We start from the raw sequence: 25,167 nt of genomic DNA, 5'->3' as shown, positions 1-25,167 counted from the left end.
ATTTTGGGATGGGAACCTAAGGTATCGCGCAGCGAAGGTTTAAAGATCACGTATGATTACTTTAAATCCCTGCCCGAACAGGAAATAAAACATAAGGACTTTACTCATCGAAATTTAGTGTACCAAAAATAATACATTGTTTATAACTATTTTTTTTAATAAATATTAAACTTATTATATTGGTCTACGTATAAAAGATAAAACGTTAAATAAAGTCTTGAATTTTAAGTGTTTTCATAGCTTAGTTTCACAGCTATACATTTAAAAAATATCAGAAAATGTTTAACTGTTGTTAATCTTTTACTAAACACATCATGAGTACAATTATGGATTTCGAACCGGCCGTAGCAAAAAATATGGTTGTTGAATTTAAGGGGGCTACCTATAATATAAATTCAAGTGACATAGTAGATTTTTTGCAAGCTTGTGAAACCTTTATGTCTATTCACGGAAATGATTTTGAGATTATGATACAAACAATCTCTGATACTATTATAGATAACTCAAATCCGGAAATGACAATGGGAGTATTAGGGCCACAGCTTAAGTTTTTAAGAGAGGTGGGGTACTTATTAAGCGGACTGGTATCGAATATTGAATAAGCACGGAACTAAACTAACACTTGTACTTATTAAGTTTTAAGGCGTTGTATCTGTTACTTTAGAATTTTGCGTTAAATTTTGAACGTTGCTTCTTAATAAATCGTTATACTTTTCAAGTAAACTGATATACCTGTCCTTCCAGTAACTTTCACTTTTTTCTTCATGAGGGATAACCCAGCTGTTATTTAGTAATTGCTGACTGTTTTTAATGTTTTTAAATTCGTTAACATTAAATAAAGTAGGAAAATCTTTTGAAAAATCATAATTTAAGGCAAGCCCAATCCTATAAATTATTTCAGGCCTGAGGCGTTTTTGTTTAAACCAATTATAAACCGATCGCCTGTTAACATTGGTTAACCTGGCAAGTTCACTAATGCTATATCCGTCCCTTCTTATTACTTTCTCTACGATTTGACCAAAATGCTCCATTGATTTAGATTTTAAAAAATGTACTGGTTGAATTTTTTTCGAATAATAAGAAACGTAACAGTATCAATTAAGTATGGAATGGTTCTGCATAATACGGGTAACATTACTTTGACTTATCTTTAATATTAATGCGCATCCTAATTGCTCTAATACCATAAGCACCGTTGAGCCGTTGATATCCTTGATTTGTCCTTCCTGGTTAATGAAAGGTCCATTATTAACTATAATTTTTTCTCCGATACTAAAATTCTTGTAGTTAACAATCTCAAGGTTAGTATTGTTGGCCATTATGATACTTTTAATACGCTCTATTTCCGTCCCCGAAACTGAAACCGGAACATTACAATGTTTAACAAAACCTATAACTCCTGATATTTGTAGCACCTTTATCTGTTCGGCCATCGTTATCTGAACGAATAAGTAAGATTTAAATAAAGGCTGCTCAAGGGTTTTATAACGGTCTGCCCATTTTTTACGTACTTTTATTAAGGGGCAATAGGATGAGATTCCCTGCGCTTTTAAAATATCCGATGTTTTTTTTTCCCAGTTCGATCGGGTATAAACTACCATCCAGCTTTTTACAGGCGTAAAGCCGGATTTAATTACTGCTTGAGGGGCATTTGCAATCATGTTGATTATGAGAGTTATTTAATATTTTACAGTATTATTTTAATTATTACTAATTTAATACTAAATGTAGTTATCGTTCAGGATTTTTTGATTCTGTATAATGGCTTGTATTAAAGTGTGAAATAGTGTAAAGTTTAGAGAAATATTTTATCAAATTGTTAATTCAAGAAGTATAAATTAATTAAATTTAATAAATAATTATAAATGGGTTTAAAAAAAAATAACTTTTAAACTTATCTAATGATTAAAATATATTTATTTCAGTAAAGTTTAATAATGTGGATTAAAATTTAGTGTGGATAGATGCGGTGCATTTTCTATCTATTTAACATATATGAATATGGCTATGCTTATCGATTAAACAAAGGCCGGTAATAATAATTGTTCTGCAAGTGTAGCCTGCAGGACTTTTTTGTTTTTACCAACACATGTCAGCTAATTAGTTGGTATCTGCTAAGTTTGCAGCAGTTATGGCCCATGTACTTGATAACCCCATTTTTAATGCGCTTTTAACCGGTAATAAAGCATTTGCTGTTGGCGCTGGTAACGCTTTATTCTTTCAACAGGATGTAGCGCCGTTCGCAGGGATGGAAACAAATTCTATAAACGATTTCAAACAACTTGCAAGCATCCTGCCACCGGGAAGTACCTTTGTGATTTTCAGTACTACAAAAGTAGATGTTCCTCTACCGTTTAAAATTCTTCGCGAATTTAAGATGTTCCAGATGATGTATAACCGCCAGGGTACTGACGCATTAAGCACAAACATAATTGATTTGGGTCCCGGCTATGTGGAACAGATGCTTGAACTTACAAAACTGACGAACCCCGGGCCGTTTCTGCAGCGTACCATTGAGTTTACCAATTATACAGGAATTTTTGATAACAATGCTTTGGTGGCCATGGCCGGGCATCGCATGCAACCGGCAGGTTATGTGGAAATAAGCGCCGTTTGTACCCATCCCGAACATGTTGGTAAAGGCCATGCTGCTGCTCTGTTAAATCATCAGATAAAATTAATTACAGCTGCCGGAAAAGTGCCTTTTTTGCATGTGCTGCAGGAAAACACAGGCGCAATAAGCGTTTATAAACGATTAGGCTTTGAAAACCGTACCGAAATGTTGGGTTACGTTTGCAGTATATCATAAAGGCAGAGACTTTTCGCTCTGCCTTTATGATGGGTTATTTTTTAAACAGGGTTAAACAGAAGCCTGCTAATACACCTGCGGCTAAGCCGGCTGCAATGTATTTACGATGAGCCCTTGGTTTACCAGGGCGCCCAAACCCGCCATAAGGTGACATGGCGTAATTAACCGTATTAAATAAGTTGCCGCTTGTTGATGAGATAGGCGCGGCTACCTTAAAATATTTCCGCATTATCATATCCGTAATACTGGCTGTTAGTCTGGGGAATAAAGCATGAGATAGTTTAAGCACCAAAGAGGTGCTGCCCACGTAAGTGACAGATTGCGGGTTGTTAGCTACATTAACCATAGCTTCGGCCAGGCGCTTAGGGTCATATACCGGCGGTGCGGGTTTTAACTGCTTGCCTGTATAATTGCCAGCATGCTGTATGCCCGGCGTATCTAAAAAGGCAGGAAACAAATCGCATACATAAATTTCCGGCCACGATGTGAGCTCCCCTCGCAGCGATTCGGTGAATCCCGTCAGCCCAAACTTACTTGCCGAATACCCGGCTCCGTAAGGCAGGGGGGTAAAACCGCCTACAGATATATTGTTGATCAGTACACCATGATTTTGAGATTTGAAGAATGGTAAAACGGCATGCGCGCCGTTCATGTACCCCAGCAGGTTGGTTTTTATGATCTGCTCATGCACCTCAATAGGAGTGGCATCAAAATCTCCGGCGGCTAAAACGCCGGCATTATTTATCCAGATATCTAAACGGTTATGCCAGTCGTTGGCAGTGTTGGCCAGTTGTATAACGGCCTTGGCATCGGTAACATCTGTAGGAACTACCAGTACCTGGGCACCAAACCCGCGGCATTCGGCCGCTACTTCCTCAAGCACCTCCGCATTGCGTGATGCCAGTACCAGGTTGGGTTGGTATTGCGAAAATTCAACTGCTGCCGCACGGCCTGCACCGCTTGATGCGCCGGTAATAACGATGGTTTTCCCTGTTAATCTAATCTCTTTCATCATCAGATAATTTGTATAATAACCTGATAATGCGATAAGTGTTTCAGCGGTACTTATATCTGCGAGTAATCAGTTGGCTTTAATAGGGTAGAGATTATTTTAGATACCAGCAACGCATCGGCATACTCCGGTACCGAGCTTATCTTTTTCCATTGCGGGTCGCTGCCAAAAGCTTTCCAGTGTGCGCCCTTTGCATCCATATTATCAAAGGTTAGCATATAGGTAAGGTTCGGCCTGTCGGCACCAATGATTGTTTTGCCCCAAAATACAGGGTTAAAGCCCAGTCGTTTAAAAATGTCTATCTCCCCCTTGTCATTAAACATCTCGATTTTTTTCTCGCCTGCAGCCTCGGTTGGGCTCTGGTATTGGCGTAATTCAAATATCCGCTCCTTGCGCTGCGGTACTATCAGTGTAGGCGATTTATAAAAAGCCTTTAATAAAGAGGTTTCAAGGCGTTCATAAGCAGGAGAGGTGGCTGCTGCATTGAGATAGTTAACAGCCTTGTTGTTATATTCTGCATTCTTGCCCAGCCTGCTTTCTATCTGGTTAAACTGATTGATAGTTGCGTAAGGTATCAAAACAAAAACCTTTGTTTGCCCCTGCGGATCAAGCTCGGTAAAAACACCGATGTTTTTGATGCCTGCCTTGTTATAAGCCGGTATTGCAGCATCTTTCCAGTAGCTTTCTACAAGGTGTTGTTGTGCTGCGTCTTTAAGCCTGTAAGCCCGCAGTTCGTAAAACTCCTGCCCGGCAGACTCTATTACCTGTGGCCGGGCTTTTGTCACAGTGGGTAATATGGCAGCAACAGCACCGCCTAAAAAGGATTTTTTTACAAAAGAGCGTCTTTTCATAATGCTACAATATAAGGTTTTTATTCCTCGTCCCCGTCTTCTTCATCATCTTCGGGCACATAATTGCTGATGGCATTGCCAATGGCATTTACTTCTGGTATGTCCCCAAACATGGGTGTTTCGGTTTCGGGGTTCAGCATAATCCAAACGTTGTCGGTATCTTTTTCAATCTTGCCAAACTCGTTACCGGCTTTAAAAATAGTGTAAACATTATCTTCCTCTGGGAAAACGGAGTAAACAATCCCGTTTACCAATACGTCAAATGGTTCCTGCATACGGCACGTTTTTGGGCGCAATTTATCAATTTGCTTACAGGTATTTAAAACTAAATAAAGTTTACCAAACAGTTGCATTTTTAAGCTTACACTTATTTACCTTTGCGCCCGTGTTTAAAAGCCGGTAAAATGTTTTTGGCCGGCTTTTAGCAATATAACTTAGCATGAAGAGAGTAGTTATTACAGGCATGGGCGTTATTTCGCCGGCTGGAAATGATATCAACAGTTTTTGGACTAACATAGTTAACGGCCGCAGCAACGCTGCCAGCATTACCCGTTTTAATGCTGCTAACTTCAAAACCCATTTTGCCGCCGAAGTAAAAGATTTTAATCCCGCCGCACTGCTTGACCGTAATGAAATTAAACGCAGCGACCTGTATACGCAATACGCCCTTGCTGCTGCAAAACAAGCGGTAGAAGACTCGGGTTTTGATATGCATCAGGTTGACCCTTTTGATGTTGGTGTGATACTTGGCTCGGCACAGGGCGGTTTTGAAACCTTTGAACATCAGTTAAAAGAGTATTATGCCGGCGACGGAACACCGCATTTTAATCCGTTCTTCATTCCTAAAGCCCTGGTCAATATGGCATCAGGACTTATCTCCATCAAATATGGTTTTATGGGGATCAACTTCTCTACTGCTTCGGCATGTGCAACGGCAAACACCTCTATAATGGATGCTTTAAATTATATCCGCTGGGGTAAAGCAAAAATTATTGTTACAGGCGGTGCCGATGCGCCTATCAGCGAAGGGTCTATTGGCGGTTACAACGCGCTTAAAGCGTTGTCAACACGTAACGATTCGCCTGAAGCCGCCTCCCGTCCGTTTGATGTGGAGAGGGACGGCTTTGTGATGGGCGAGGGGGCAGGTGTGCTTGTTTTGGAAGAATATGAACATGCAAAAGCACGAGGCGCTAAAATTTATGCCGAGGTAGCTGGTGCAGCCATGACATCCGATGCTTACCACATCACCGCAACACACCCCGAAGGTAAAGGCGCTATCAGAGGCATGAAACTGGCGTTAGAGGATGGCGGCATTAATATAGATGAGGTAAACTATGTAAATGCGCATGCTACCTCAACACCCGTGGGCGATTTAAGCGAGGCCAGGGCGATCAACGCGGTTTTTGGGGGAAATGCCAACTTTGCGGTAAGCGCTACCAAATCCATGACCGGCCACTTGTTGGGTGCAGCGGGTGCAATAGAAGCCATCATTTCAGTAAAAGCTATTCAGGATAATATTATACCGCCTACTATAAATACAACCACTATCGACCCCGAAGTACCTGCCGGGCTGCACATTGTTACGAAAGAGGCTATTAATAAACAGGTGAATGTTGCCTTGAGCAATACTTTTGGTTTTGGCGGGCATAATGGTATCGCTGTTTTCAGAAAGGTGTAAAAGCGTATATTAGCTGTTGATTAGCCTATGGAGCACCAGCTATTACTTGATAACATTGCCAAACATGTTGCCCTGACCGAAGAGGAGCAGCAGCAGCTGAAATCGCGCTTTCATTATAAAAAAGTAAAGCGTAAACAGTTTTTGCTGGAAGCCGGCGATGTAAGTACACGTTCTATTTTTGTGATATCAGGTTGCCTTCGCAGTTACGCGGTTGATAAGAACGGCACCGAACATGTGCTGCAGTTTGCACCCTCAGGCTGGTGGATAACCGATATGCGCAGTCTGTTGAGCGGTGAGCCGGCACGCCTGAGCATCGACGCTATTGAAGAAAGCGAGATACTTTTTATCAGCAGGAACGACTTTGAGGAGCTGAACGCGCTTATCCCCAAATTTGAACATTTTAACCGTGTGATTGCCCAGAATGCCATCGCTACCTATCAGCACCGGCAGATAGATAACTCCATACTATCGGCAATGGAGCGTTACGGCAACTTCTGCGAACTTTACCCATCCCTCATCAGGTCACTTCCTCAAAAGCAGGTAGCATCCTACATTGGCGTTACACCGGAGTTTTTAAGCAAAATGCTGAATACGACGCTGGTGAAGTAATAACAACTTCAACGTTTAAGCAGTTGTTTGGTTGCTTAAACAACGACACATCTCAATCACTAATTTTTTTTGAACTATTAACGGCTTTAAAGGTTATATAGTCACTTAACCAGCTGATTATGAAAAGACGCGTTATTACCATATCCATAATTGTTTTATTATTGGTGATCATCGGGATTTTTTACTACCGGTATTACTTTGTTTTTGGCGATGGCACCAAGGCCGGCACCATGAACTACTTTGTACACAAAGGCTATGTATTCAAAACCTACGAAGGCCGCCTGATACAGGCCGGTTTCAGAAGCCCGGGGCAAGGGGCCGTCCAGTCGAACGAGTTTATGTTCTCGGTAACCGATCCTAAAGTGGCCGAGAAACTGAACGCCAATGCGGGCGCTTACCTGGAGTTGCATTATAAAGAGTACTTTCATACCCTGCCATGGCGGGGTGTAAGTAAGTTTGTTGTAGACAGCGTGATTTCGGTACGTAAGGTTGATCCGCAGCTGCCTTAAGCTGATTTATAGTTCAACTGTTGTTTGCCTGGCGTAAACGCCCCTTGCTTTTGCCGGTATTGACCTTGCTGCGTTTGACGTGTGTTTGCTAACTTTATCGTATTAAATGGATAGAAACAACCAAGCCCTATAAAAATGAGAAACGTAATCTGCGCCCTTAACATCAGCATAGACGGCTGCTACGACCATGAAAAATTAAGCGGCTACCCGGAAGTACATGAGTATTTTACCGAATTGCTGAAAGGGGTTGACCTGGATATCACCGGGCGTAAGATGTACGAGTTAATGAAACCTTACTGGGATGAGGTTGCAAAGAAACGATCCGGCGGTAAGACGGATACCGACTTTGCCGACACTTTTACCGCCATTGAAAGCATTGTTGTTTCGCGCACCATGGGACAGGTGGAAGGCGGCCCGCGCATCCTGCGTGATAATATTGAGGCTGAGATACTGAAGCTGAAGGCAATGCCCGGAAAAAAGATTTCGATAGGGGGCATGACCCTGCGCTCGCAACTCATGGCCGCCGGTCTGATAGACGAATTTTATGTAGTGATACAACCGGTTATCATAGGCACCGGCCCCCGGCTATTTAACGACATTGACCTTAGCGACCCTATTAAATGGGAGCTATCAGAAACCAAAGTAATGCAATGCGGCTGTGTGGGATTACATTATTTGAGGAGGTGAAGAGAGGGGCATTGTATATACTTGTATATTATAGTTGGCTATAGAAAGCACTTTTATAAGAAAAAAAAGTGTTTTAAACTTTTTGTAGTTCTTAAAAGATTTTAGTTTTTACCACCCAATTGATATGTTTCGGTTTGCTACACTATGTAAACTGGACATTGCTTCCGCGAATGTTGACTGGTAAAATTTAAATCTATTAAGTATACCATTTCCAAGCATTTTTCTATAGTTTTCCTCTATTGCTGGATTAGGATCATAAACACTTAAACTTCTTATGCGACTATTATTTAAAGTGCCAAGTGTGAATAAATACTTGAAAAATAAATCACTTTCTGGTAGCGAATAACCAATAATTACAATATTCGATGCCTCAGTAATAGCTTTTACCGCTTTTTGCCATATAAAGTTTACAGATTTATGATAAGCACTTTTATTCCATGATGGAGGAATAATAAAGGGTGTTTCTGAACAATAATTTAGATATTGAAAATGTTCATATGAACTAATATATCTCCTTAATTCATTGATTGACAAAAAAGTTTTTTTGCGACCACTCAACTTCTCTTGAAAATATTTTTTATAAACATTAAACCGCTCGATCTCAGTGATGTCAAGCACCTCTAAAGTTGTACCGTCATTTTTTTCGTACCAGTTTATCGAACCATGCAGTTTATAAAAGCCAAATGGTTCACGAGGATGGGCCTTTGTTTTTGTGTAACTAAAACCATAATCTATGTAATCCGAGGACTGCAGTTGACTAAACGCAGCTTCAAATGCCATGTCATAATTAAAGGTTATTACCGTGTTATTGTTAAGTCCAGTTCGTTTAATATAACCCAAAAGTTGCTCATAAGATTTAGTCGCCGTAAATCCATCATATAATGGAGTAATATTGGTAGAAAATTCTAACGTTCTTACGATTAACATAATCAAGTCATTTCTTAGTTGTGATATCTTGGATTCATCGTAATCATGTAGCTCTTTTACAATAGAGGCCATTTCCAATAAACCAAAAATTGTTTCAATGTTATTTAAGTCAATATTCGAGTTTGCATAACTTGATAATGATTTTTTTATCAATTCAAAAATATTTTGAATACTTTGACGATCTGTTTGATCTGTGATTTTAGTACTTAGATACAAGTCCTCAGTGGTATCGAAAAAGTTAGTCATCACTGGTGCGCCAGCTTCAACAGAAGCACCAGCATCCAATATAAAAACAGTTTTAGTGGGCATTACAATTAAATAAATTAAGGGTTTAGTTTGCTTTAGTCAAATATTAAAAAGCAATTTACAGAAAGGTATTGACAAATTAATCTCTTATAAATGTATAACAATGGATTGTTCGGCTCCTCAGAACCTAAAACCCAACCCTTTCCTCTCACATCTACCATCCCGGGCTTAAACAAGCAACCTAACTCTTAATCTACATTAAGTTTTTGCCTTAACCTACATTATTGGGCGGCTTTTGCCATGCAGGTATCTTTGTATTGTACAAACAGCAAAGGAAATCATGAAAAAGAAGATCACACATATTCTTAAAGGCAGGGAAAAACAGATAACCCCTGAGGAAAGCGTTTTACAACCGCTCCCCCATGCCGATTTCAGGTTTGCCAACCCGGTGATTGTTCTGCATCACTTAAAGCCGAAGGAAATTGCTCCCGGCCAAAAGCTAAGGATACATCCACACCCGCATCGGGGTTTCGCGCCGGTAACCTTTCAGCTGCAGGGCGAAGGTTATCATAAAGACAGCGCCGGCCATAACGGCATCATTAAAGCGGGCGACGTACAATGGATGTTTGCAGGCAAAGGTATTCTACACAGCGAAGGGCCTACAGAAGATCTGCTTAAAAACGGCGGCACGCAAGAGCTGATACAGCTTTGGATAAACGCGCCCAAAGCGCATAAATGGGACGAGCCCTTTTATCAATCGGCCACAAAAGAACAACAACCTTTAGTATTACAACAGGAGGGTGTTAACCTTCGCCTGGCAAGCGGGAGCTACGATGGGCAAGCCGGTCCGATGAAAAGCTTTACGCCGCTTACCTCAATTGTGGGCGATATACAAAAAGGCAAACAGGTACAGCTAATGGCAACTGCCGGTTACTGGACGTTGCTTTACATTGCTAAAGGCAGCATCACGGTTAACCAGGAAACTGTTGAGCAATACAACCTGGTTGTTTTTGAAAAAGACAATGAAGAAGTATTGATTACAGCTGAAGAGGATACGCAGCTACTTTACCTGTCGGCCGAGCCGATAGAGGAGCCTGTGGCGGCTAAAGACAACTTTGTAATGAACACTGCAGACGAGGTTAACCAGGCCATTGAAGATTATAAACAAGGCATGTTTGGCACACTTGAATTTTAAAACATAAACTAAATACAATAAACAGGAAAAGATCATGGAAAACACCACTATAAACGGCATCCACCACATCACCGCGATAGCCGGTAACGCAAAACGAAATTACGACTTTTATACCAAAGTATTGGGCCTTAAACTGGTTAAAAAGACCGTCAACTTTGATGACCCCGAAACTTATCACTTTTATTACGGTGATAAACAAGGCACACCGGGTACCATTCTTACATTCTTCCCCTGGGAAGGCATAACAGCTGGCAGGAGAGGGGCAAGGCAAGCTACCGAGATAGGCTATTCGGTACCCGAAGGCAGCTTTGATTTCTGGATCAACCGCTTTGAAAAACACAACGTGATATATAACAAACCGGCCGAAAAGTTTGGCGAGCAGTACCTTACATTTTTAGATCCGGATGGACTGAAATTCGAGTTGATCGCATCTAAAACACCGGATAACCGCCTGCCATGGGAAACTGATGAGGTAAAAGCTGAAAATGCTACAAAGGGCTTTCACAACATTACCATCACCACCAATAAAATGCAGCCAACAGCAGATATCTTAACAAATGTATTTGGTTATAAGTTGTTAGAGCAGCATGTTAACCGTTACCGCTTTGTTACCGATGCTGTTGAAAACGCGAACATTGTTGATTTGGTAGAAGTGCCGGGAGAAGCAGCAGGGCATGTTGCAGGCGGCTCTGTGCACCACGTAGCATTCAGGGTTAAAAACGATGAGGTGTTGATGCAGTATCGCGAAAAGATAGCCGCTTTAGGTTTGCATATTACCGATAAGATCGACCGTAACTACTTCTATTCACTTTATTTCCGCGAACCGGGGGGCGTTTTGTTCGAGATCGCTACCGATAACCCGGGCTTCGCGGTTGATGAGCCGGTGGAAGAATTGGGCAGCCATTTAAAATTACCTGCACAGTATGAGCAGTACCGCAGCAAATTAGAAACCACCTTACCAAAATTAGATTGATGATGTACACACACATTAAACAGCTATTCACCGGCGGTAAACCCGCCGCCGGTGCCAAAGGGGCACTGATATTGCTGCATGGCCGTGGGGCCTCTGCAGTGGATATTATGCGGCTGGCAGGCCAGTTAAATACCGCGGATTTTGCACTTTACGCCCCGCAAGCCACCAACAACAGCTGGTATCCGTACAGTTTTATGGCGCCTGTTGAAGATAATGAGCCGGCCTTATCATCAGCGTTGAACCTGATTGATGAAGTGGTTAACCAGGCAGTTGCCGACGGCTTTAGTACGGAAAATATTTACTTCACAGGGTTTTCTCAGGGCGCATGTTTAAGTTTAGAATATGTTGCCCGCAATGCCAAACAATATGGTGGTGTAGCTGCTTTTACAGGTGGATTGGTTGGAGCAGAATTAATTAAAGGTAATTACAAAGGCGACTTTAAACAAACACCCATATTTATTGGTACCGGCAACCCAGACCCACATGTACCTCTGAGCAGGGTAGAAGACAGTGTGGAAGTATTAAAAGGTTTAGGGGCTGATGTTACCTTAACGGTGTATGAAGGCAGGCCGCATACCATCAGCTTTGATGAAATTAAGCTGGCCGATCAGTTGATTTTTAAAACAGCCGAAGAGGCTTAATGCTAAAAATATGAAATTTGAGGATATAGAGCTGGTAGACAATGAAGCCATTCATAATTTTGAATTAACCGTTGATGGTTATCGATCCTTTATTGATTACCAGGTACGGGGCGAAAAGATCTACCTGATACACACCGAAGTGCCCGAAGAATTACAAGGCCAGGGAGTAGCAGAAGCATTGGTAGAAAAAGCTTTCCGGCTTATTGAAGCTAAAGGCCAGAAAGTTGTTCCCTTGTGCGCTTATGTACAAGTATTTCTAAAGCGGCATCCCGAGTGGGACAGGTTAGTAGCTTAAGCGTTTTAGTTACTATAGTTACAATGATTAACACAAGGCCGCAAAGAATAACACTTTGCGGCCTTTGTGTATCAAAGCAAAAGCACATCAATACGGTGCGCATGTACAATACCTACCTGTGGCGACCAGGCGAAAACGGTAAATTGCCCGTCCTGAGAGGCTACCAGTGCAATGGCGTCATGCTGATCGCTAACAAACTGCGCCGCTGCCAGGTGGCGGCTGCCACCGTTTTGCGCCGGGTGCACACGCCTTGCGCGGCCGTCGGCAACGGGTTCGGTCATGATGATCTCGCCTACCGGGTGGCTGTGTTCTGCCCGGGCAGCTTTGGCGCCAAAAGCCAGCAGGTCATATTTATCGGTAATAATGGTTGCCCCGTCAACGGCAGTAAAGCCACCTATCAGGTCAATAGCTTCCAATAACGACTCGCGCCACTCCAGTTTGTCTGCCGCGCTGGCCTTACGCAGCATTAGGTCGTTAATAGCCGTGTAGGGCGGTTCAACCGGGTATTTTACAGGTTGCACAATAGAGTCGCGCCACTTTTCGCTGCCCGAGGGAACGATGAAAACCAATCCACCTCTTTTATGCAGGCGCATGGAGGCTGCCAGCTGCACTAACACGCTGAATGATTCGCCCATGTAAGTGGGCAACGGCATACTTTGCAGGGATTTTATCAGCGCCGGGCAATCGGCAATACCCATGGTATTTTCATCCAGTACCTTAATCTGGTCGCCTTGTAAAACGGCTACATTTACGTATTTTCCAAAGCCGTCAACCCGGCGGTGTTTGATGACCAGTAAGCCCGGCTCTATAACCTCCAGTACAAAACACAGGGCAGGTACGCTATGGGTGGTGCCCCAGATAAACAGGTCGTCCCCATCGGGCCAAACGCCCAGGTGTATGCCGGGCTGCTCAACCGCAGGGGCAAGTTTTATCAGGTTTTGCGGTGTCAGCCGGAGCTGCTCGCCAAACATCAGTGGTTTGTCCGACTGTGAAGGCTGCAGCAAAGCCAGCGATATGTTGGGCGAATGGCCTTCCTCGCGCCTCATACTTGCCCAAAACGTGATATCGATAACCGCCTCTATAATGTGATTGTCGGGCGCCGAAGCTACATTGCCGCCGGCGTTGCGTTTTGCTTCCTGCTGATGTTGTTTAAAATGCGCCTCGATCTCTGAAGCAACCATACGGGCGGGCAGGTATGTAGGTTCTGACAGCATAGGTATAATTTCTATACAAGTATAGGGAATATACTCGGGCAATAAAGTTAATATTTTGTAAGTAATGCTGCAGCTTTACGTCGTTTTTTGTGGGTGAGGGGGCGTGTACTTAGGCGTCTTTTACAATGGTCCGGTGGGGCTTTTACAGCTTGTTTTTAACAACTACATTTCACTGGCTTACTGCTTCACACGCACAAGGTCATTCAAATTTTGTCGCCGCAATGGTAAATTAAACGGTCAAAAGGGGACTGACACGGTGTTGTCAGCGTAATTGTCACAGGGTTGATTGTCAGGTTATTATGAGTGTTCACAGTGTTCATTTGTGTGTTCGTGAACATTTTAAGTCATTGATTATCATTTATTTGATAATTAAGGTGGTGTAAGTATGTCAGTATATAAATATCTGTCATTGATAGTGGTTTGGCAGGTGGGCCGGGTGATTTGATTTGTTGAAAATTTTAAGCTAATGCTTTTAGTATTTCAACCTAAAGCCTTATCTTGCAGCTTATGCCGGTGTATATTGCGTCATTGAATTCGGGGAGTAACGGTAATTGCTATTATGTTGGTAATGAGCATGAAGCTGTGCTGGTAGATGCCGGCATATCCTGCCGCGAAACTGAAAAGCGCATGCTGCGTTTGGGCTTATCTATCCAAAAAGTAAAAGCCGTTTTTATTTCCCATGAACATACCGACCATATCAAGGGCCTGGCTGTTTTAGCCAAAAAGTATCGCCTGCCTGTTTACGTTACCGATGGTACGGTACACCATTGCGGCGAAGTGCCGCGCGAGCTATGCTTTAGTCTTCGCTCGTACGAAGCTGTACGGATAGGAGAGCTGGAAGTGATGCCGTTTCCAAAACATCATGATGCTGTTGAACCGCACAGCTTTATGATCACCAATGGCGATACGCGCATAGGTGTGTTTACCGATATTGGCGCTCCATGCGAACATCTGATCCGCCATTTTTCCCAATGCCATGCCGTTTTCCTGGAAGCTAACTATGACGAGCAGATGCTGGAACAGGGCCGGTACCCATATTTTCTGAAAAGACGTATTTGTGGGGGCAAGGGGCATTTATCTAACCGGCAGGCGCTGGAAATGTTCATACAGCATAAGCCATCGTATATGAGCCACGTTTTGCTGGCCCACTTATCTAAAGATAATAACGACCCGGAACTGGCCCTGCAAATGTTTGCGGAACATGCCGGCGATACCCGTATAAGTGTAGCTTCGCGATTTTTTGAAAGCGAGGTTTTTATTATTGACCCTACACCGCTTGCCCCGGGCCAAAGCCATGTGCTTAACCAGGTAACCGGCCAGTTTCAATTTTCGTTAAGCTGATGCTGGAGATTATTTATCGCGATGAACATCTTGTTGCTATCAATAAGCCTCACGGTTTACTGGTACACCGTTCTTTCATAGCTGCCGATGTAGCTGAGTTTGCCATACAACTACTTCGCGACCAGATAGGGCAGAAAGTTTATCCTGCCCACCGCATCGACCGTAAAACCGCAGGGGTGCTTTTGTTTGCGCTTGATAAGGAAACAGAGGTAGCCATGCAAAAGGCGTTTATGGAGAATCTCGTAAAAAAGAAATATTTAGCTATAGTAAGAGGGCATACAGAGGATGAGGGTGCAATTGATTATCCCCTGCGCAAGGAAAACGGCACCCTGCAGGATGCATTTACAAGTTATCAAACACTCAGCAGGGCAGAACTGGATGTGCCTTTAGGCAAACATCAAACCTCGCGTTATTCACTGGTACAGGCAGAGCCGCAGACCGGCCGGATGCATCAGCTGCGTAAACACTTCGCTCATATCTTTCATCCCATAATAGGCGACCGCACGCATGGCTGCAACAAACAAAACAAACTGTTTAAGGAGAGATGGGAGATGGAAACTATGCTGCTGCATGCAAGTCAGTTAAGCTTTCGGCATCCGGTTACCGGGGGCGCTATTACTATAAGCGCAGGTTTACAGCCGCGGTTTAAGGATGTAATGAAATTAATGGGCTGGCATGATGCTTTACAATAAGCTATATTTGCATTATGAGCAATAACGAGATCATGAAAAAGCTACGGGTAGCTTTAAAACTACGCGACGATGATATAATCGAGATATTGAAGCTGGTTAACTTTCGTACCACCAAAACCGAGTTAAGCGCCATCTTCAGGGCAGAAGATCATCCCAACTTTGTTAAGTGTAAAGATCAATTGCTTCGTAATTTTCTGAATGGCCTGGTGATACACCTACGCGGGCCAATGCCACCTAAAGAAAAAGCTGAAAGTCTTTAGTTTGAAGTCGAAAGTCTTAAGTCGTTAGTTTGGAGTTGTTGGGCTCGAGGAATAGTTTTGCTTTGACTAAGGACTTGAGATTAAGTACTACCGACTTCAGACTACAAACTCCGGATTTAAAACTTAATCTTTTTGTATCAAACGGAGCTTGCCGCTTTTAATGAGCTTTTGTTGCTCCTCGGTAAACGGCACCCGGCCACCAAAATCCTGCACCCAGTATTTGTCCTTTTCGGCTACTCCAATCTCTTTAAAACCGGGGTTCATCAGGTTACGGCAATGCCCCTCGCTTTTGAACCAGCCCGCGGTAACTTCTTCAATGCTGGTTTGCCCGTAAGCAATGTTCTCGCCTATCATAAAGCTTTTCCAGCCTTTGTAGGTATATCCGGCAGCTATTATACGGCTGCTCATGGTGCGGCCATCCTTGCTTTCATGACTAAAGTAGTTCTGTTTGGCCATATCCTTTGCATGGCCCCGGGCAGCATCTTCCAACTGGTCGTTCCAAACTAATGGTGGTGCAGGCGCATACCATGTACTGCCACATTTGCAGCCCTTAGCCCGTGTTCTGTTAATAAGAGTTAAAAACTGATCTTTGAAAGCGGCATAATCATCGTTGTGATCAACCCGGATGAAAGAACTTATAGTGAATGCCAGAAAGCAAAATATCCCGCCCAAAACGTATCTTTTCATATCCTGTAAGACACTATAAACGCGGTTTAGTTTAAAGACGTATACTGCGCAATAAAAACTTTACAGGGATGCCAACCGCTTAGTTGACTGAAGGCTTTTTAAAGATTTTTTAGAAGCGTAAACTTTCTTTTTTGCAGGCAGCGCCTTTTTTGTTGCAGGCGTATTGCCAGACATAGCTATTGCTTGCTGGGCCTTTATCTGCTCGTTAAGTTCACTTAAACGTTTTGCCGCAATATCACCTTTTTCGGGCTCGTCAAGGCGATTATACAGGTAAACAAAGTTTTTTTGTACAAGCGCTTCCATTGCAGGCATTTTATTCTTCACAGATAAATTCAATGCTTCATTCAAATCGCGCAGCGCAAGTTTATTTTCTTTGATCTCTACCTTAACCAACGAAAGCTGAATCAAAGAATTGATTGTAGCCGGGATGTCTTTTCTGCGTTTAGAGATATTGGTTGATTGTAGTAAGAACCATTTTGCCTCACTGAACTTACGTTGGGCAATGTACACTTTTGCCAGGGCATCAAAGCTGTTACGCATACCGGTAGTGTCTTCATAGTATGAGTAATTATGCAGCGCTTGTAACGACCAGTGTATGGCTTCTGTTTGGTAATAGTTTTTGACGTTACGATTTAGAATTGTGTCGAATTTCATGTATTCGGCAGCAATTTTTGTATATATAGCCCCTTTGAGCGTATCGTTAGTTGTAGCCTGCAACTGCTGTTTGAGGCTATCCAGGTCGTTAGCATTAGCGGAGATAGCAACAGCTAAAATAAGGGAAGTAAGTATAATTTTAATTTTCATTCCGGAAACGTTAAAGATTAACACATTATCCGCTGTTCAAAAGTTATGCCTTAAACAAGTATCTCACCTAACAGATGACACTAAGTTAATAATCAGATTTTAAAACGCGTTGATTGTTAATAACTTGATGCGTAGATTGTGTAAAATTAAACATTAACCGATTGCAAAAATGTATTCTCCGATCGGATAGTATAAAAAACTATACACCTTAAAATTCTACTGAATGATATGCTCATACCGGCTAATAAAGCGGCTGAAACTATTTGAGGCACTAAGAAGCCTGTTAAAAAGAAAGATGCCTGTTATTGCGCAAACTATGCCTGCCAAAACATCAAGCACATAATGATGGCTTGCATACACAGCCGTAAACCATATGCCTATCATTACAACCGCAAAAAAAACGTTAACCCATCCTAAGCGGTTTTTAATGCCATAATACAAAACGATAACCGGGTATGACGAATGTAGCGAAGGCATAGCTGCAAAAACATTGGAGCCTTTAGCGTAGATAGACTTGAATAGCGTAATATGAAAAAGCTTATCAAACCGCGCCAGGCCAGCTGTGTTGCCCTGAGTAAGCGGATGAAAGTTAAAGCCGTGAAATTGTATATACCATGGTGGTGCCGCCGGGTAAGTATAATAGACCACAAAGCCAAGTAAGTTTACCAGCACAAAGGTTAATGAAAAGTAAAGAAACTGGCGTTTATTTTTAAAGAATAAAAAGGCGGCGAATCCGAGTGGTACAGGTATCCAGCAGAGGTAAAAAAATCCGGTAAGCGCATCTAAAAAGTTAGTGCTTTGCAGGCGCAGATACTCATTAGGGGTAACTGTTTTTCCGTTTAGATCAATGCCGAAAATATGTTTTTCGGCACCATAAAGGCCGCCTATGGCTACATCATTATAGTTGTAATTTGGGAAGGCCTTCATATAATCAAATATTACCCAGTAAATAATAAAGATAGTAAAGCCTAATATGAATTTGCGCGTTACAACTGATGCATAAAACAAAACATTGAATATACCGATCAAAACCAGCTGATCGCTTTTAAAGCCTACCAGCAGCCAGGAAATTATTAAGTACGCAATGGATATAGCAGAAACAACACTTACACTCTTTGCATTGATCTTTACATCATTGCCAGGAGCATTATCCATTCTGCTTTTTAATGAAATCTGAATTAAAAACTTTATCCCATAGCGGGGAGCTTACGCCATAACCTTTGGTAGGGTCCTGGTAATGGTGCAGCATGTGATGTTGTTTAATTTTTTTCCAGAAACTACCCTTAAAGTTAAAATGGTGAATGGCGTAATGAGAAATATCATATACCAGGTAACCCAGGATAAAGCCGGGAAAAAAACCGAAAATATAGTTTGCGGGAAGCAACGCATTAAATAAAAAGTAAAAGCCGGTGGCAAGCGGTATACTGGCCGATGGCGGCATTACCAAACGCTTGGCATCACTGGGATAATCATGATGAACGCCATGAAAAATAAAATGCAGGCGTAGCGCCCAGTTTGCTTTTGGTACAAAGTGAAATACAAAGCGATGCATTACATACTCGGTAAGCGTCCAGATGAACAGGCCCGCAATGAATAGCCACAGGTAGTTGCCAATACCAATATTTCTATCATAAGCAAAATAGCTGCAAACCAATATAACAGGCACAAATATGATAATCGGCACAAAATAGTGCACTTTTGATAAGCTTTCCAGAAAATCACTCTTAAACATCCGGACGGATTCTGTAGAGTTGGAAATAAAATTTTTCTTAGCCATAATAATCAGGGTTTAAAACGTTCGGTAACTTCTTTTCCTGTAACGGGGTCCGTACCCTTCATTTCTACAAAAATAACATTTGGCGACCAAATTGCACCGCCTTCAATCTGAATAAAAATATTTTGAAGCTGTATTTGCTTCTTTGATAATACTGCGAAGATATGATATTTTCCGTCGGCAGCCTTCATCAATGTCAGCGGAAATTTTTTGTATGACAGTATTCTGATTTCGTACTGATTGTTACCTAAGGGTTTAGAGGTTATGCCATATGCAAATTTCCGTTGCACATAAGTTAGTTCAGAAGGTTCACCATGTCCTTCGGCATATCTCAACCAGTACACATGTATGGGTAAATCTTCATTGAGTTTACCTGTACTTTTATCAATATTGATATCGTACGACAGCGCGTTAATATTGGTAGAGCGTTGCAGGTAAAATAAACGATCGGGATTAGCTGGAAGGACAGGATAAGCGCGCCCATCTTTAGCTGTACGGACAGGTGTAGTATCGCTTACCGTTGTGTCCTGGTAACAGGCAGCTTTGGCGGCGTTAAGGCCTGGTGCAGCATTAAAGCAAATAAAAGCAAGCAGGAGCCTTAACAGGGTACGCTTCATTCTTCGTTTTCGGACAAAGCTTTTTTTGCATCCATCAGCCTTCCAAAAGCGGTAACATTGGTTAATACCGCAAGTATGGCTATTGGGAAGGTAAAGATAGACATGGTTTCAAAAACATGCCATTTTATGCCAGGAATATATAATTTATAATCGCCGCCCAGGTAAGATGAAGCAATACCACATGCAATTGCAAACACACCAATGGTTATTACGCGTTCGGGGCGCTGCATAAGGCCGCCTTTGCATTCAACCCCTAATCCTTCTGCACGGGCACGCACATAACTTACCATCATAGAGCCGATAAGCGCTATAAATGCAAATATCGAGCTCAGGAAGTAGTGATGGGCAACCAGGTAATAACAGATGCCCAAAAACATGATCAATTCACTGTAGCGGTCAAGCACAGAATCATAAAGTGCACCAAATACCGATTTCATGTTACCCAAACGTGCCACCTGGCCATCGAGCATGTCAAACAAACCTGCAAAAAGTATAAGTCCGCCGGCCCATCCTACATAAGTAAAATCGCCGCGGTTGCCATGTTCAGAGCCAACTATAAAAATTGCTGCTACGCCTACATTCAGTACAAACCCGATAGAAGTAACCGCGTTTGGTGTTAAACCTATTTTGATCAATAATTTAACAAAGGGATCAATAACTTTATATATCCCTAACTGTACACTTGTACGTATAGATGTTTGTTGTGCCATTTCAGAGGGTAAATGTAGATAAACCTAAATTAACTATTATTGATTAAAAGTCAAATTTGATTTTCACACGGATACCCCATTTGGCAACGTCGGGGTTATCCAGGTATGTAAATCTTTTTACATAGTCAACCCTGATGAACTTAAAAATGTTTTCTATACCCACGCTGGCTTCAATATATGGCGTACTACCAATGGCGTAAGTAATCGGTACGCCTTTATCATCAGTCGGGAACTGGTACAGATTAGAGTTGGATGAAGGTGTGTTCTTTTGGCTTAAGCTGCCCCAAAGTGATTTAAATGATGCTGTTTCGCGTAGTTTTAATTTTTTAAACAGTGGGATCTTGTTAAAGAAATAGCCGCCAAAGTGGTGATCGATAATAACACTTGCCGATTTATCGCTCACAAACTCTAAAAAGTTCATGAGGTTATACTGATCGATAACGTAAGCGAAGGTTTGGTTACCCCGGGGGATGTTAAGCAGGGGGTAAGGTACCTGCCCAAATGTTTTTGAAGCCTCGATAACCACGTCAGAAAAACCGAATGGTGCAACATAGTTACGCTTTTCGCCCCTGAAATCAATTTTGTCATACCGGTATTGGCCGTTCAATACTCTTAAGCCGGCGGTATATTCCAAAGAAAGTTTAGGGTACTGGTTACGTATGGGGGCGCGGAAAAGCTTACCCTGATAAAATTGCTCATTAGGTGCATAACGTACTCCTAATGTAGCCTCAGATGTGCTTAGGTTGCTAAAGGTTTGTGTGGCGGCGGTGTTAATAAACGGAAACAAGCTGCCCGCCGGGGTTTGTATAAGTTTACGTAAGCCTATATAGTATGAAAAATGGTTCCGAAACTCGCTGACGTATTCAAAGCGGTACTGATCGTTATAATAATATTTATCATTACGGCCTCGCTTAAATGATAGCAATACGTTATCCTCTTGTATAAATTGTAGCTCCTGACCGGGTATTTTTGTATCGCGCTGTATGCTGGCCCGTATGTAATGCTGCGGAAAGCGATAAATGCTTTTACCGTTCAGCGAGTAGCTGGTGGCAAAAAAATACTTCCATTTTTCGTCCTTGAAACCGTAGGCACCATAACCCTCAAAAAATATCTTCCGGCTAAAATCGGCCGTGGTACGCCCGCCCACACGCAGCCTGAAACCCTCTACGGGGTTAAAGCTATAAAATGTACTGGCCGGGCCAACCTCAAATTTTCCGAAGTTTTTAAAGCCTGCAAAAAGCAGGTTAATGATATCAGCCGTACGCCTGAAAGATGGCATATGTACCAGGCTGTCAATATTCTTGTATACTTTAGATTCGGCAGTGCTCAGGGTGTCGAAGCGGTTTTTTACCCAAAAGCTATCGGGGCGGTTGCGCAGGTCTTCGTCATCAACTTCGGGAGGAGTGATATAGGTTGTATCAGGGCGCGGTTTGTTAATAGTAAAATCGCGCCGCACAACCGTTCGGGAGCCAAATACACCACTTTTCTTTTTCTGGCTGATGCCAAAATCGGCAAAGGTGTTGCTGCGGCTCATGTGGTAACGGCCATCCTCACTCAATTCAAAGTCCTGATCAATGTTCATGGTACGAACAAAGTTTACGTTGATGTTTTTGTTGATGATCAGCTCTGCCTTTTGTACGGCGTAATTTCCATCGAGTGTTATAAAGATATCCCCTTCAAACAGTATGTTATTAGTATTGCGCGGTGTAAAACTTAGTTGTATAAGCTTTTTACCGGTTTCAAGGGTGATCGTATCTGTAATGAAATACTTATAAAAAGTGGGGGCATTGTCTGCAATAGGGCTTAAAAACTGTCGTCCCAGCAGCATCATATCGTTGTCGTAAATGTCAACCTTAGTATAAAGGTGCTGAAAGTACTGCCCGATACCTTCGCTGTCAAAGCCAGGACCAAAATCTACCGATTTTTCGCCTAATACCTTGTTACGGGTAGCTTCGGGATTTTTGCGGTAAAATACCTGTGTAACCCGTTCTTTAAGGTAGATAGGTAGTAATGTTTTACCAGGGTAGGTAAGACTGTCCTTGTTCTCAAATATAAATTTATACTTTCTGAACAGTTTTTTTTCTTTTACCTTTTCAGATATATTGCTGAGCGAAAACTGCATTTTATCGTACTCTTTATACTCAACATAGTTATATGCTTCGGGGCGGTTTTTGGGCTTGTTTTCAATTACCCTGCGAATAAGTTGTACTGCAGGATTTTCATTATCATACTTGGGGCGCTTTCTGGTTTTAACAGTTACCTCATTCAGGTTTTGAGCTACCGGAACCAATTGCACATTTAAAACCTGTTGTTTGCCCGGCTGAATGCTGATAACGCTTTCTTTATAACCTACATAACTTACTTTTAGCTTTTGATAGGCGCCCGAAGCCTTTATAGCATAATGACCATTATTATCGCTGTTAACACCAATGGTACTGCCTAAAAAGGCGATGGAAACATAAGGAAGGGGGCGTTTATTGCTTGCATCGGTAACCGTACCGCTTACTATAGTTGGCTGTGCTGCCGCACAAAGGCCGGTAAATAAAGATAATATAAGTAACAGTTGCTTATACGCAGGCTTAAATGTCATCTATAATTTAAAAAATTAAGCAAATACAAATTTTTTCTGCAGGAAGTAGTTATAACTAAAACCAACAAAGAGCGAAACCAGCACTTTTGATATTTTATAATCTAATTTAATATAATGTGTTACTAAAAACACCCCGGCAGTATTAAGCGCCAGGTTGCCACACCACACTACAATATACTTAATGGCCTGTACAGGTATTGTTTTTTCTTTTTTCTTTTTAAATACCCAAACCCTGCCCAGGGCAAAGTTGGTTATACCGCCGGTTACAGTACCGATAAAACTTGCTGCAACGTACCAAACGCCAAACAGCTCTTTACAGGCTATAGTAGTAAGAAAATCCAGCACGGAAGCTATGAATGACGATGCCTGTGCTTTTACAAATGTTGCCATCTAAAAATAAACTCGGCATTGTTTGTTTATCTACTCAACCTGTGTGACCTGCCGCATGATCAACGTACTTGTGCCAATCTCTAATCCCCGGTACGTAGACGCGTTTGTAATACAGTTGTTACTATCTACGTAAAAAATACTGTGTTAGTATAGGCACATGAGAAATAACCCGGAGAGTAGGTTTATATTCTGCTGTGCGAATATCGTTATTTTACGCCAAATATGCCAAAACAAAAAACGGGTTGTTTCTGTAAAGAAACAACCCGTTTAAACACCCTAAAAAGCGGGTTTTATTCTTGTCCCGCAAACATATCGTCGTAATAGTCGAGGCCAAGGTGAGTAATAAGATCTTCGCCCATCAGGTAACGCAATGTGTTTTCTAACTTGATAAGCTGTTTGAAGATATCATTCTCAGCGTGTAAACCTGGCGCGGTTTGCGGCGATTTCAGGTAGAACGATAACCACTCCTGTACACCGCTCATACCTGCACGTTTAGCCATATCGCTGAATAAAGCAAGGTCTAACGCAATTGGTGCGGCAAGGATACTGTCGCGGCAAAGGAAGTTGATCTTGATCTGCATTTTGTAGCCTAACCAGCCAAAAATGTCAATGTTATCCCAGCTTTCTTTGTTATCGCCATGCGGAGGGTAGTAGTTGATACGGATTTTGTGGAAAATGTTACCATAAAGTTCCTGGTTATCTTCCGGCTTAAATATATCCTCTAAAACGCCCAGTTTAGAAATTTCTTTGGTTTTGAAGTTATCCGGATCATCTAATACCAAACCATCACGGTTACCCAGGATGTTTGTAGAGAACCAGCCGTGTACACCTAATGAACGTGCTGCCAGGCCAGGGGCAAGTACAGTTTTCATTAAAGTTTGGCCGGTTTTGAAATCTTTACCTGCAATTGGGGTATTGGTTTGTTTTGCAAGCTCAATCATCGCAGGGATGTCAACTGTTAAGTTAGGTGCGCCGTTAGCAAATGGTACGCCTAATTTAAGGGCTGCATAAGCATAGATCATACTTGGTGCAATACGCTTATCATCATCTTTTAAAGCCTGCTCAAAAGCAGCAAGAGATTGATGTATTTCTGATGCTTCAAAGTATACTTCGGTAGAACCGCACCAAACCAGCACAACTCTATCAAGCCCGTTTTGCTCTTTAAAGTTCCTGATATCTTCCATTACCTGCTCTGCAAGTTCCTGGCGTGTGCCGGTTTTTACATGGCTTCCATCAAGGTTTTTTGCATAATTTTTATCAAAGGCGGCTTTCATTGGCTTTATAGATTCAAGCCCTTCGCGTACCTGATCTAATAAACCACGCTCAAGTACAGCCGCATTTACCGCTGCTTCATAAACATTATCCTCATACACATCCCAGCCACCAAATACAATATCATTTAAGTTGGCCAATGGTACAAAATCTTTAATTTTTGGATTACGGTTCTCGGTGCGTTTACCTAAACGGATGCTCCCCATTTGTGTTAACGAACCAATAGGTTGTGAAATACCTTTTTTTACAGCCTCAACACCGGCAATTAAGGTAGTAGCTACTGCACCTAAACCAGGTATTAATATACCCAGTTTACCTTCGGCAGGTTTAATGTTAATTTTCATTTACTGTTTGTTTTAATGGCAATGTTAACCATAAATAAAA

At 42.1% G+C, this 25,167-nt stretch carries 29 protein-coding genes and 1 pseudogene; 14 read left to right on the top strand and 16 right to left on the bottom strand.

Annotated features, from left to right (window positions below; all coding sequences use genetic code 11):
- A pseudogene (locus ACFQZX_RS11555) lies at window positions 1–132 on the top strand (SDR family NAD-dependent epimerase/dehydratase); the annotation flags it as partial.
- Between the two features lie 182 nt (window positions 133–314).
- On the top strand, window positions 315–602 hold the full coding sequence (locus tag ACFQZX_RS11550) for a hypothetical protein (protein WP_377115303.1): 288 nt from the start codon (window positions 315–317) through the stop codon (window positions 600–602).
- Between the two features lie 36 nt (window positions 603–638).
- On the opposite strand, the gene ACFQZX_RS11545 is transcribed toward ACFQZX_RS11550, so the two are convergent.
- Together ACFQZX_RS11545 and ACFQZX_RS11540 are read right to left on the bottom strand one after the other, a co-directional pair.
- A complete protein-coding gene (locus ACFQZX_RS11545; protein WP_377115301.1) occupies window positions 639–1,031 on the bottom strand; it encodes a helix-turn-helix domain-containing protein in 393 nt (130 codons plus the stop codon).
- Between the two features lie 63 nt (window positions 1,032–1,094).
- Window positions 1,095–1,661: a UpxY family transcription antiterminator gene (locus ACFQZX_RS11540; protein WP_377115298.1), complete on the bottom strand. Its 567-nt coding sequence runs from the start codon at window positions 1,659–1,661 to the stop codon at window positions 1,095–1,097.
- Window positions 1,662–2,131: 470 nt separating this feature from the next.
- Between ACFQZX_RS11540 and ACFQZX_RS11535 the strand changes: the two genes are divergently transcribed.
- Entirely contained in the window at window positions 2,132–2,809 is a 678-nt protein-coding gene (locus ACFQZX_RS11535) for a GNAT family N-acetyltransferase (protein ID WP_377115296.1), read from the top strand.
- 34 nt (window positions 2,810–2,843) lie between these two features.
- Here ACFQZX_RS11535 and ACFQZX_RS11530 read toward each other — a convergent pair whose 3' ends face one another.
- The 3 genes from ACFQZX_RS11530 to ACFQZX_RS11520 are packed head-to-tail and all read right to left on the bottom strand — an operon-like array spanning window position 2,844 to window position 4,947.
- The gene (locus ACFQZX_RS11530) at window positions 2,844–3,824 is read right to left on the bottom strand and encodes an SDR family oxidoreductase (protein ID WP_377115294.1); all 981 of its coding nucleotides are present in this window, start codon (window positions 3,822–3,824) and stop codon (window positions 2,844–2,846) included.
- A 50-nt stretch (window positions 3,825–3,874) separates the two neighbouring features.
- Complete coding sequence (locus ACFQZX_RS11525) at window positions 3,875–4,672, bottom strand: NIPSNAP family protein (RefSeq protein WP_377115292.1); 798 nt, start codon at window positions 4,670–4,672, stop codon at window positions 3,875–3,877.
- 20 nt (window positions 4,673–4,692) lie between these two features.
- Window positions 4,693–4,947: a hypothetical protein gene (locus ACFQZX_RS11520; RefSeq protein WP_377115289.1), complete on the bottom strand. Its 255-nt coding sequence runs from the start codon at window positions 4,945–4,947 to the stop codon at window positions 4,693–4,695.
- 164 nt (window positions 4,948–5,111) lie between these two features.
- Here ACFQZX_RS11520 and fabF point away from each other — a divergent pair, with 164 nt between their 5' ends.
- The 4 genes from fabF (at window position 5,112) to ACFQZX_RS11500 (ending at window position 8,155) form a co-directional block, all read left to right on the top strand.
- The gene (fabF, locus tag ACFQZX_RS11515; protein ID WP_377115286.1) at window positions 5,112–6,350 is read left to right on the top strand and encodes a beta-ketoacyl-ACP synthase II; all 1,239 of its coding nucleotides are present in this window, start codon (window positions 5,112–5,114) and stop codon (window positions 6,348–6,350) included.
- A gap of 27 nt (window positions 6,351–6,377) precedes the next feature.
- On the top strand, window positions 6,378–6,959 hold the full coding sequence (locus ACFQZX_RS11510; RefSeq protein ID WP_377115283.1) for a Crp/Fnr family transcriptional regulator: 582 nt from the start codon (window positions 6,378–6,380) through the stop codon (window positions 6,957–6,959).
- Window positions 6,960–7,078: 119 nt separating this feature from the next.
- Window positions 7,079–7,468, top strand: coding sequence for a hypothetical protein (locus ACFQZX_RS11505; RefSeq protein WP_377115281.1), 390 nt, complete (start codon window positions 7,079–7,081; stop codon window positions 7,466–7,468).
- A gap of 135 nt (window positions 7,469–7,603) precedes the next feature.
- Window positions 7,604–8,155, top strand: coding sequence for a dihydrofolate reductase family protein (locus ACFQZX_RS11500; RefSeq protein ID WP_377115279.1), 552 nt, complete (start codon window positions 7,604–7,606; stop codon window positions 8,153–8,155).
- A gap of 108 nt (window positions 8,156–8,263) precedes the next feature.
- On the opposite strand, the gene ACFQZX_RS11495 is transcribed toward ACFQZX_RS11500, so the two are convergent.
- On the bottom strand, window positions 8,264–9,391 hold the full coding sequence (locus ACFQZX_RS11495; protein WP_377115277.1) for a hypothetical protein: 1,128 nt from the start codon (window positions 9,389–9,391) through the stop codon (window positions 8,264–8,266).
- A 277-nt stretch (window positions 9,392–9,668) separates the two neighbouring features.
- Between ACFQZX_RS11495 and ACFQZX_RS11490 the strand changes: the two genes are divergently transcribed.
- The 4 genes from ACFQZX_RS11490 to ACFQZX_RS11475 are packed head-to-tail and all read left to right on the top strand — an operon-like array spanning window position 9,669 to window position 12,432.
- Window positions 9,669–10,523 (top strand): pirin family protein, encoded by an 855-nt coding sequence (locus tag ACFQZX_RS11490; RefSeq protein WP_377115274.1) that lies wholly within the window; start codon window positions 9,669–9,671, stop codon window positions 10,521–10,523.
- A 34-nt stretch (window positions 10,524–10,557) separates the two neighbouring features.
- The gene (locus ACFQZX_RS11485; RefSeq protein WP_377115271.1) at window positions 10,558–11,496 is read left to right on the top strand and encodes a ring-cleaving dioxygenase; all 939 of its coding nucleotides are present in this window, start codon (window positions 10,558–10,560) and stop codon (window positions 11,494–11,496) included.
- Entirely contained in the window at window positions 11,496–12,137 is a 642-nt protein-coding gene (locus tag ACFQZX_RS11480; RefSeq protein WP_377115268.1) for an alpha/beta hydrolase, read from the top strand. Before ACFQZX_RS11485 ends, ACFQZX_RS11480 begins: the two co-directional genes overlap by 1 nt.
- Window positions 12,138–12,147: 10 nt before the next feature.
- Window positions 12,148–12,432 carry a GNAT family N-acetyltransferase gene (locus ACFQZX_RS11475; protein ID WP_377115266.1) on the top strand — a complete coding sequence of 95 codons (285 nt, stop codon included), beginning with the start codon at window positions 12,148–12,150 and terminating at the stop codon, window positions 12,430–12,432.
- Between the two features lie 71 nt (window positions 12,433–12,503).
- Here ACFQZX_RS11475 and ACFQZX_RS11470 read toward each other — a convergent pair whose 3' ends face one another.
- Window positions 12,504–13,646 carry a putative sensor domain DACNV-containing protein gene (locus ACFQZX_RS11470; RefSeq protein WP_377115263.1) on the bottom strand — a complete coding sequence of 381 codons (1,143 nt, stop codon included), beginning with the start codon at window positions 13,644–13,646 and terminating at the stop codon, window positions 12,504–12,506.
- 507 nt (window positions 13,647–14,153) lie between these two features.
- Here ACFQZX_RS11470 and ACFQZX_RS11465 point away from each other — a divergent pair.
- From ACFQZX_RS11465 to ACFQZX_RS11455, 3 genes are read left to right on the top strand one after another with little or no spacing between them, the layout of a single operon-like run.
- Window positions 14,154–14,987 (top strand): MBL fold metallo-hydrolase, encoded by an 834-nt coding sequence (locus ACFQZX_RS11465; protein ID WP_377115260.1) that lies wholly within the window; start codon window positions 14,154–14,156, stop codon window positions 14,985–14,987.
- Entirely contained in the window at window positions 14,987–15,679 is a 693-nt protein-coding gene (locus ACFQZX_RS11460) for a pseudouridine synthase (RefSeq protein WP_377115258.1), read from the top strand. The genes ACFQZX_RS11465 and ACFQZX_RS11460 overlap by 1 nt, the downstream gene beginning before the upstream one ends.
- Before the next feature lie 14 nt (window positions 15,680–15,693).
- The gene (locus tag ACFQZX_RS11455; protein WP_377115255.1) at window positions 15,694–15,939 is read left to right on the top strand and encodes a DUF1456 family protein; all 246 of its coding nucleotides are present in this window, start codon (window positions 15,694–15,696) and stop codon (window positions 15,937–15,939) included.
- 123 nt (window positions 15,940–16,062) lie between these two features.
- On the opposite strand, the gene ACFQZX_RS11450 is transcribed toward ACFQZX_RS11455, so the two are convergent.
- The 9 genes from ACFQZX_RS11450 to ACFQZX_RS11410 all read right to left on the bottom strand — a co-directional run bounded on the left by ACFQZX_RS11450 (window position 16,063) and on the right by ACFQZX_RS11410 (window position 25,127).
- Entirely contained in the window at window positions 16,063–16,626 is a 564-nt protein-coding gene (locus ACFQZX_RS11450; RefSeq protein ID WP_377115252.1) for a CAP domain-containing protein, read from the bottom strand.
- A gap of 60 nt (window positions 16,627–16,686) precedes the next feature.
- On the bottom strand, window positions 16,687–17,430 hold the full coding sequence (locus tag ACFQZX_RS11445) for a hypothetical protein (protein ID WP_377115249.1): 744 nt from the start codon (window positions 17,428–17,430) through the stop codon (window positions 16,687–16,689).
- Between the two features lie 216 nt (window positions 17,431–17,646).
- Window positions 17,647–18,585 carry a phosphatase PAP2 family protein gene (locus tag ACFQZX_RS11440; protein ID WP_377115247.1) on the bottom strand — a complete coding sequence of 313 codons (939 nt, stop codon included), beginning with the start codon at window positions 18,583–18,585 and terminating at the stop codon, window positions 17,647–17,649.
- Entirely contained in the window at window positions 18,578–19,207 is a 630-nt protein-coding gene (locus ACFQZX_RS11435; protein WP_377115245.1) for a sterol desaturase family protein, read from the bottom strand. The genes ACFQZX_RS11440 and ACFQZX_RS11435 overlap by 8 nt, the downstream gene beginning before the upstream one ends.
- A 5-nt stretch (window positions 19,208–19,212) precedes the next feature.
- Complete coding sequence (locus ACFQZX_RS11430; RefSeq protein WP_377115242.1) at window positions 19,213–19,821, bottom strand: DUF4833 domain-containing protein; 609 nt, start codon at window positions 19,819–19,821, stop codon at window positions 19,213–19,215.
- Window positions 19,818–20,531, bottom strand: a complete 714-nt coding sequence (locus tag ACFQZX_RS11425; protein ID WP_377115240.1) for a CDP-alcohol phosphatidyltransferase family protein — start codon at window positions 20,529–20,531, stop codon at window positions 19,818–19,820. The genes ACFQZX_RS11430 and ACFQZX_RS11425 overlap by 4 nt, the downstream gene beginning before the upstream one ends.
- A gap of 43 nt (window positions 20,532–20,574) precedes the next feature.
- Window positions 20,575–23,121 carry a DUF5686 and carboxypeptidase-like regulatory domain-containing protein gene (locus ACFQZX_RS11420; protein ID WP_377115238.1) on the bottom strand — a complete coding sequence of 849 codons (2,547 nt, stop codon included), beginning with the start codon at window positions 23,119–23,121 and terminating at the stop codon, window positions 20,575–20,577.
- Between the two features lie 15 nt (window positions 23,122–23,136).
- A complete protein-coding gene (locus ACFQZX_RS11415; RefSeq protein ID WP_377115235.1) occupies window positions 23,137–23,511 on the bottom strand; it encodes a GtrA family protein in 375 nt (124 codons plus the stop codon).
- Window positions 23,512–23,801: 290 nt separating this feature from the next.
- Window positions 23,802–25,127, bottom strand: a complete 1,326-nt coding sequence (locus ACFQZX_RS11410) for an inositol-3-phosphate synthase (RefSeq protein WP_377115233.1) — start codon at window positions 25,125–25,127, stop codon at window positions 23,802–23,804.
- Window positions 25,128–25,167: the final 40 nt, after the last annotated feature.

Origin of the sequence: Mucilaginibacter litoreus, assembly GCF_042676805.1 — a bacterium.
GTDB classification, from domain to species: Bacteria; Bacteroidota; Bacteroidia; order Sphingobacteriales; family Sphingobacteriaceae; genus Mucilaginibacter; species Mucilaginibacter litoreus.
The sequence above is the reverse complement of the archived record's forward strand: the minus strand, read 5'-3'. Positions and strand labels throughout refer to the sequence as shown.

What these genes read in the sequence shown, in the direction of transcription:
- ACFQZX_RS11550 (WP_377115303.1), top strand. Translation starts at nt 315, where the DNA reads ATGAGTACAATTATGGATTTCGAACCGGCCGTAGCAAAAAATATGGTT.
- ACFQZX_RS11545 (WP_377115301.1), bottom strand. Translation starts at nt 1,031, where the DNA reads ATGGAGCATTTTGGTCAAATCGTAGAGAAAGTAATAAGAAGGGACGGA.
- ACFQZX_RS11540 (WP_377115298.1), bottom strand. Translation starts at nt 1,661, where the DNA reads ATGATTGCAAATGCCCCTCAAGCAGTAATTAAATCCGGCTTTACGCCT.
- ACFQZX_RS11535 (WP_377115296.1), top strand. Translation starts at nt 2,132, where the DNA reads ATGGCCCATGTACTTGATAACCCCATTTTTAATGCGCTTTTAACCGGT.
- ACFQZX_RS11530 (WP_377115294.1), bottom strand. Translation starts at nt 3,824, where the DNA reads ATGATGAAAGAGATTAGATTAACAGGGAAAACCATCGTTATTACCGGC.
- ACFQZX_RS11525 (WP_377115292.1), bottom strand. Translation starts at nt 4,672, where the DNA reads ATGAAAAGACGCTCTTTTGTAAAAAAATCCTTTTTAGGCGGTGCTGTT.
- ACFQZX_RS11520 (WP_377115289.1), bottom strand. Translation starts at nt 4,947, where the DNA reads ATGCAGGAACCATTTGACGTATTGGTAAACGGGATTGTTTACTCCGTT.
- fabF (WP_377115286.1), top strand. Translation starts at nt 5,112, where the DNA reads ATGAAGAGAGTAGTTATTACAGGCATGGGCGTTATTTCGCCGGCTGGA.
- ACFQZX_RS11510 (WP_377115283.1), top strand. Translation starts at nt 6,378, where the DNA reads ATGGAGCACCAGCTATTACTTGATAACATTGCCAAACATGTTGCCCTG.
- ACFQZX_RS11505 (WP_377115281.1), top strand. Translation starts at nt 7,079, where the DNA reads ATGAAAAGACGCGTTATTACCATATCCATAATTGTTTTATTATTGGTG.
- ACFQZX_RS11500 (WP_377115279.1), top strand. Translation starts at nt 7,604, where the DNA reads ATGAGAAACGTAATCTGCGCCCTTAACATCAGCATAGACGGCTGCTAC.
- ACFQZX_RS11495 (WP_377115277.1), bottom strand. Translation starts at nt 9,391, where the DNA reads ATGCCCACTAAAACTGTTTTTATATTGGATGCTGGTGCTTCTGTTGAA.
- ACFQZX_RS11490 (WP_377115274.1), top strand. Translation starts at nt 9,669, where the DNA reads ATGAAAAAGAAGATCACACATATTCTTAAAGGCAGGGAAAAACAGATA.
- ACFQZX_RS11485 (WP_377115271.1), top strand. Translation starts at nt 10,558, where the DNA reads ATGGAAAACACCACTATAAACGGCATCCACCACATCACCGCGATAGCC.
- ACFQZX_RS11480 (WP_377115268.1), top strand. Translation starts at nt 11,496, where the DNA reads ATGATGTACACACACATTAAACAGCTATTCACCGGCGGTAAACCCGCC.
- ACFQZX_RS11475 (WP_377115266.1), top strand. Translation starts at nt 12,148, where the DNA reads ATGAAATTTGAGGATATAGAGCTGGTAGACAATGAAGCCATTCATAAT.
- ACFQZX_RS11470 (WP_377115263.1), bottom strand. Translation starts at nt 13,646, where the DNA reads ATGCTGTCAGAACCTACATACCTGCCCGCCCGTATGGTTGCTTCAGAG.
- ACFQZX_RS11465 (WP_377115260.1), top strand. Translation starts at nt 14,154, where the DNA reads ATGCCGGTGTATATTGCGTCATTGAATTCGGGGAGTAACGGTAATTGC.
- ACFQZX_RS11460 (WP_377115258.1), top strand. Translation starts at nt 14,987, where the DNA reads ATGCTGGAGATTATTTATCGCGATGAACATCTTGTTGCTATCAATAAG.
- ACFQZX_RS11455 (WP_377115255.1), top strand. Translation starts at nt 15,694, where the DNA reads ATGAGCAATAACGAGATCATGAAAAAGCTACGGGTAGCTTTAAAACTA.
- ACFQZX_RS11450 (WP_377115252.1), bottom strand. Translation starts at nt 16,626, where the DNA reads ATGAAAAGATACGTTTTGGGCGGGATATTTTGCTTTCTGGCATTCACT.
- ACFQZX_RS11445 (WP_377115249.1), bottom strand. Translation starts at nt 17,430, where the DNA reads ATGAAAATTAAAATTATACTTACTTCCCTTATTTTAGCTGTTGCTATC.
- ACFQZX_RS11440 (WP_377115247.1), bottom strand. Translation starts at nt 18,585, where the DNA reads ATGGATAATGCTCCTGGCAATGATGTAAAGATCAATGCAAAGAGTGTA.
- ACFQZX_RS11435 (WP_377115245.1), bottom strand. Translation starts at nt 19,207, where the DNA reads ATGGCTAAGAAAAATTTTATTTCCAACTCTACAGAATCCGTCCGGATG.
- ACFQZX_RS11430 (WP_377115242.1), bottom strand. Translation starts at nt 19,821, where the DNA reads ATGAAGCGTACCCTGTTAAGGCTCCTGCTTGCTTTTATTTGCTTTAAT.
- ACFQZX_RS11425 (WP_377115240.1), bottom strand. Translation starts at nt 20,531, where the DNA reads ATGGCACAACAAACATCTATACGTACAAGTGTACAGTTAGGGATATAT.
- ACFQZX_RS11420 (WP_377115238.1), bottom strand. Translation starts at nt 23,121, where the DNA reads ATGACATTTAAGCCTGCGTATAAGCAACTGTTACTTATATTATCTTTA.
- ACFQZX_RS11415 (WP_377115235.1), bottom strand. Translation starts at nt 23,511, where the DNA reads ATGGCAACATTTGTAAAAGCACAGGCATCGTCATTCATAGCTTCCGTG.
- ACFQZX_RS11410 (WP_377115233.1), bottom strand. Translation starts at nt 25,127, where the DNA reads ATGAAAATTAACATTAAACCTGCCGAAGGTAAACTGGGTATATTAATA.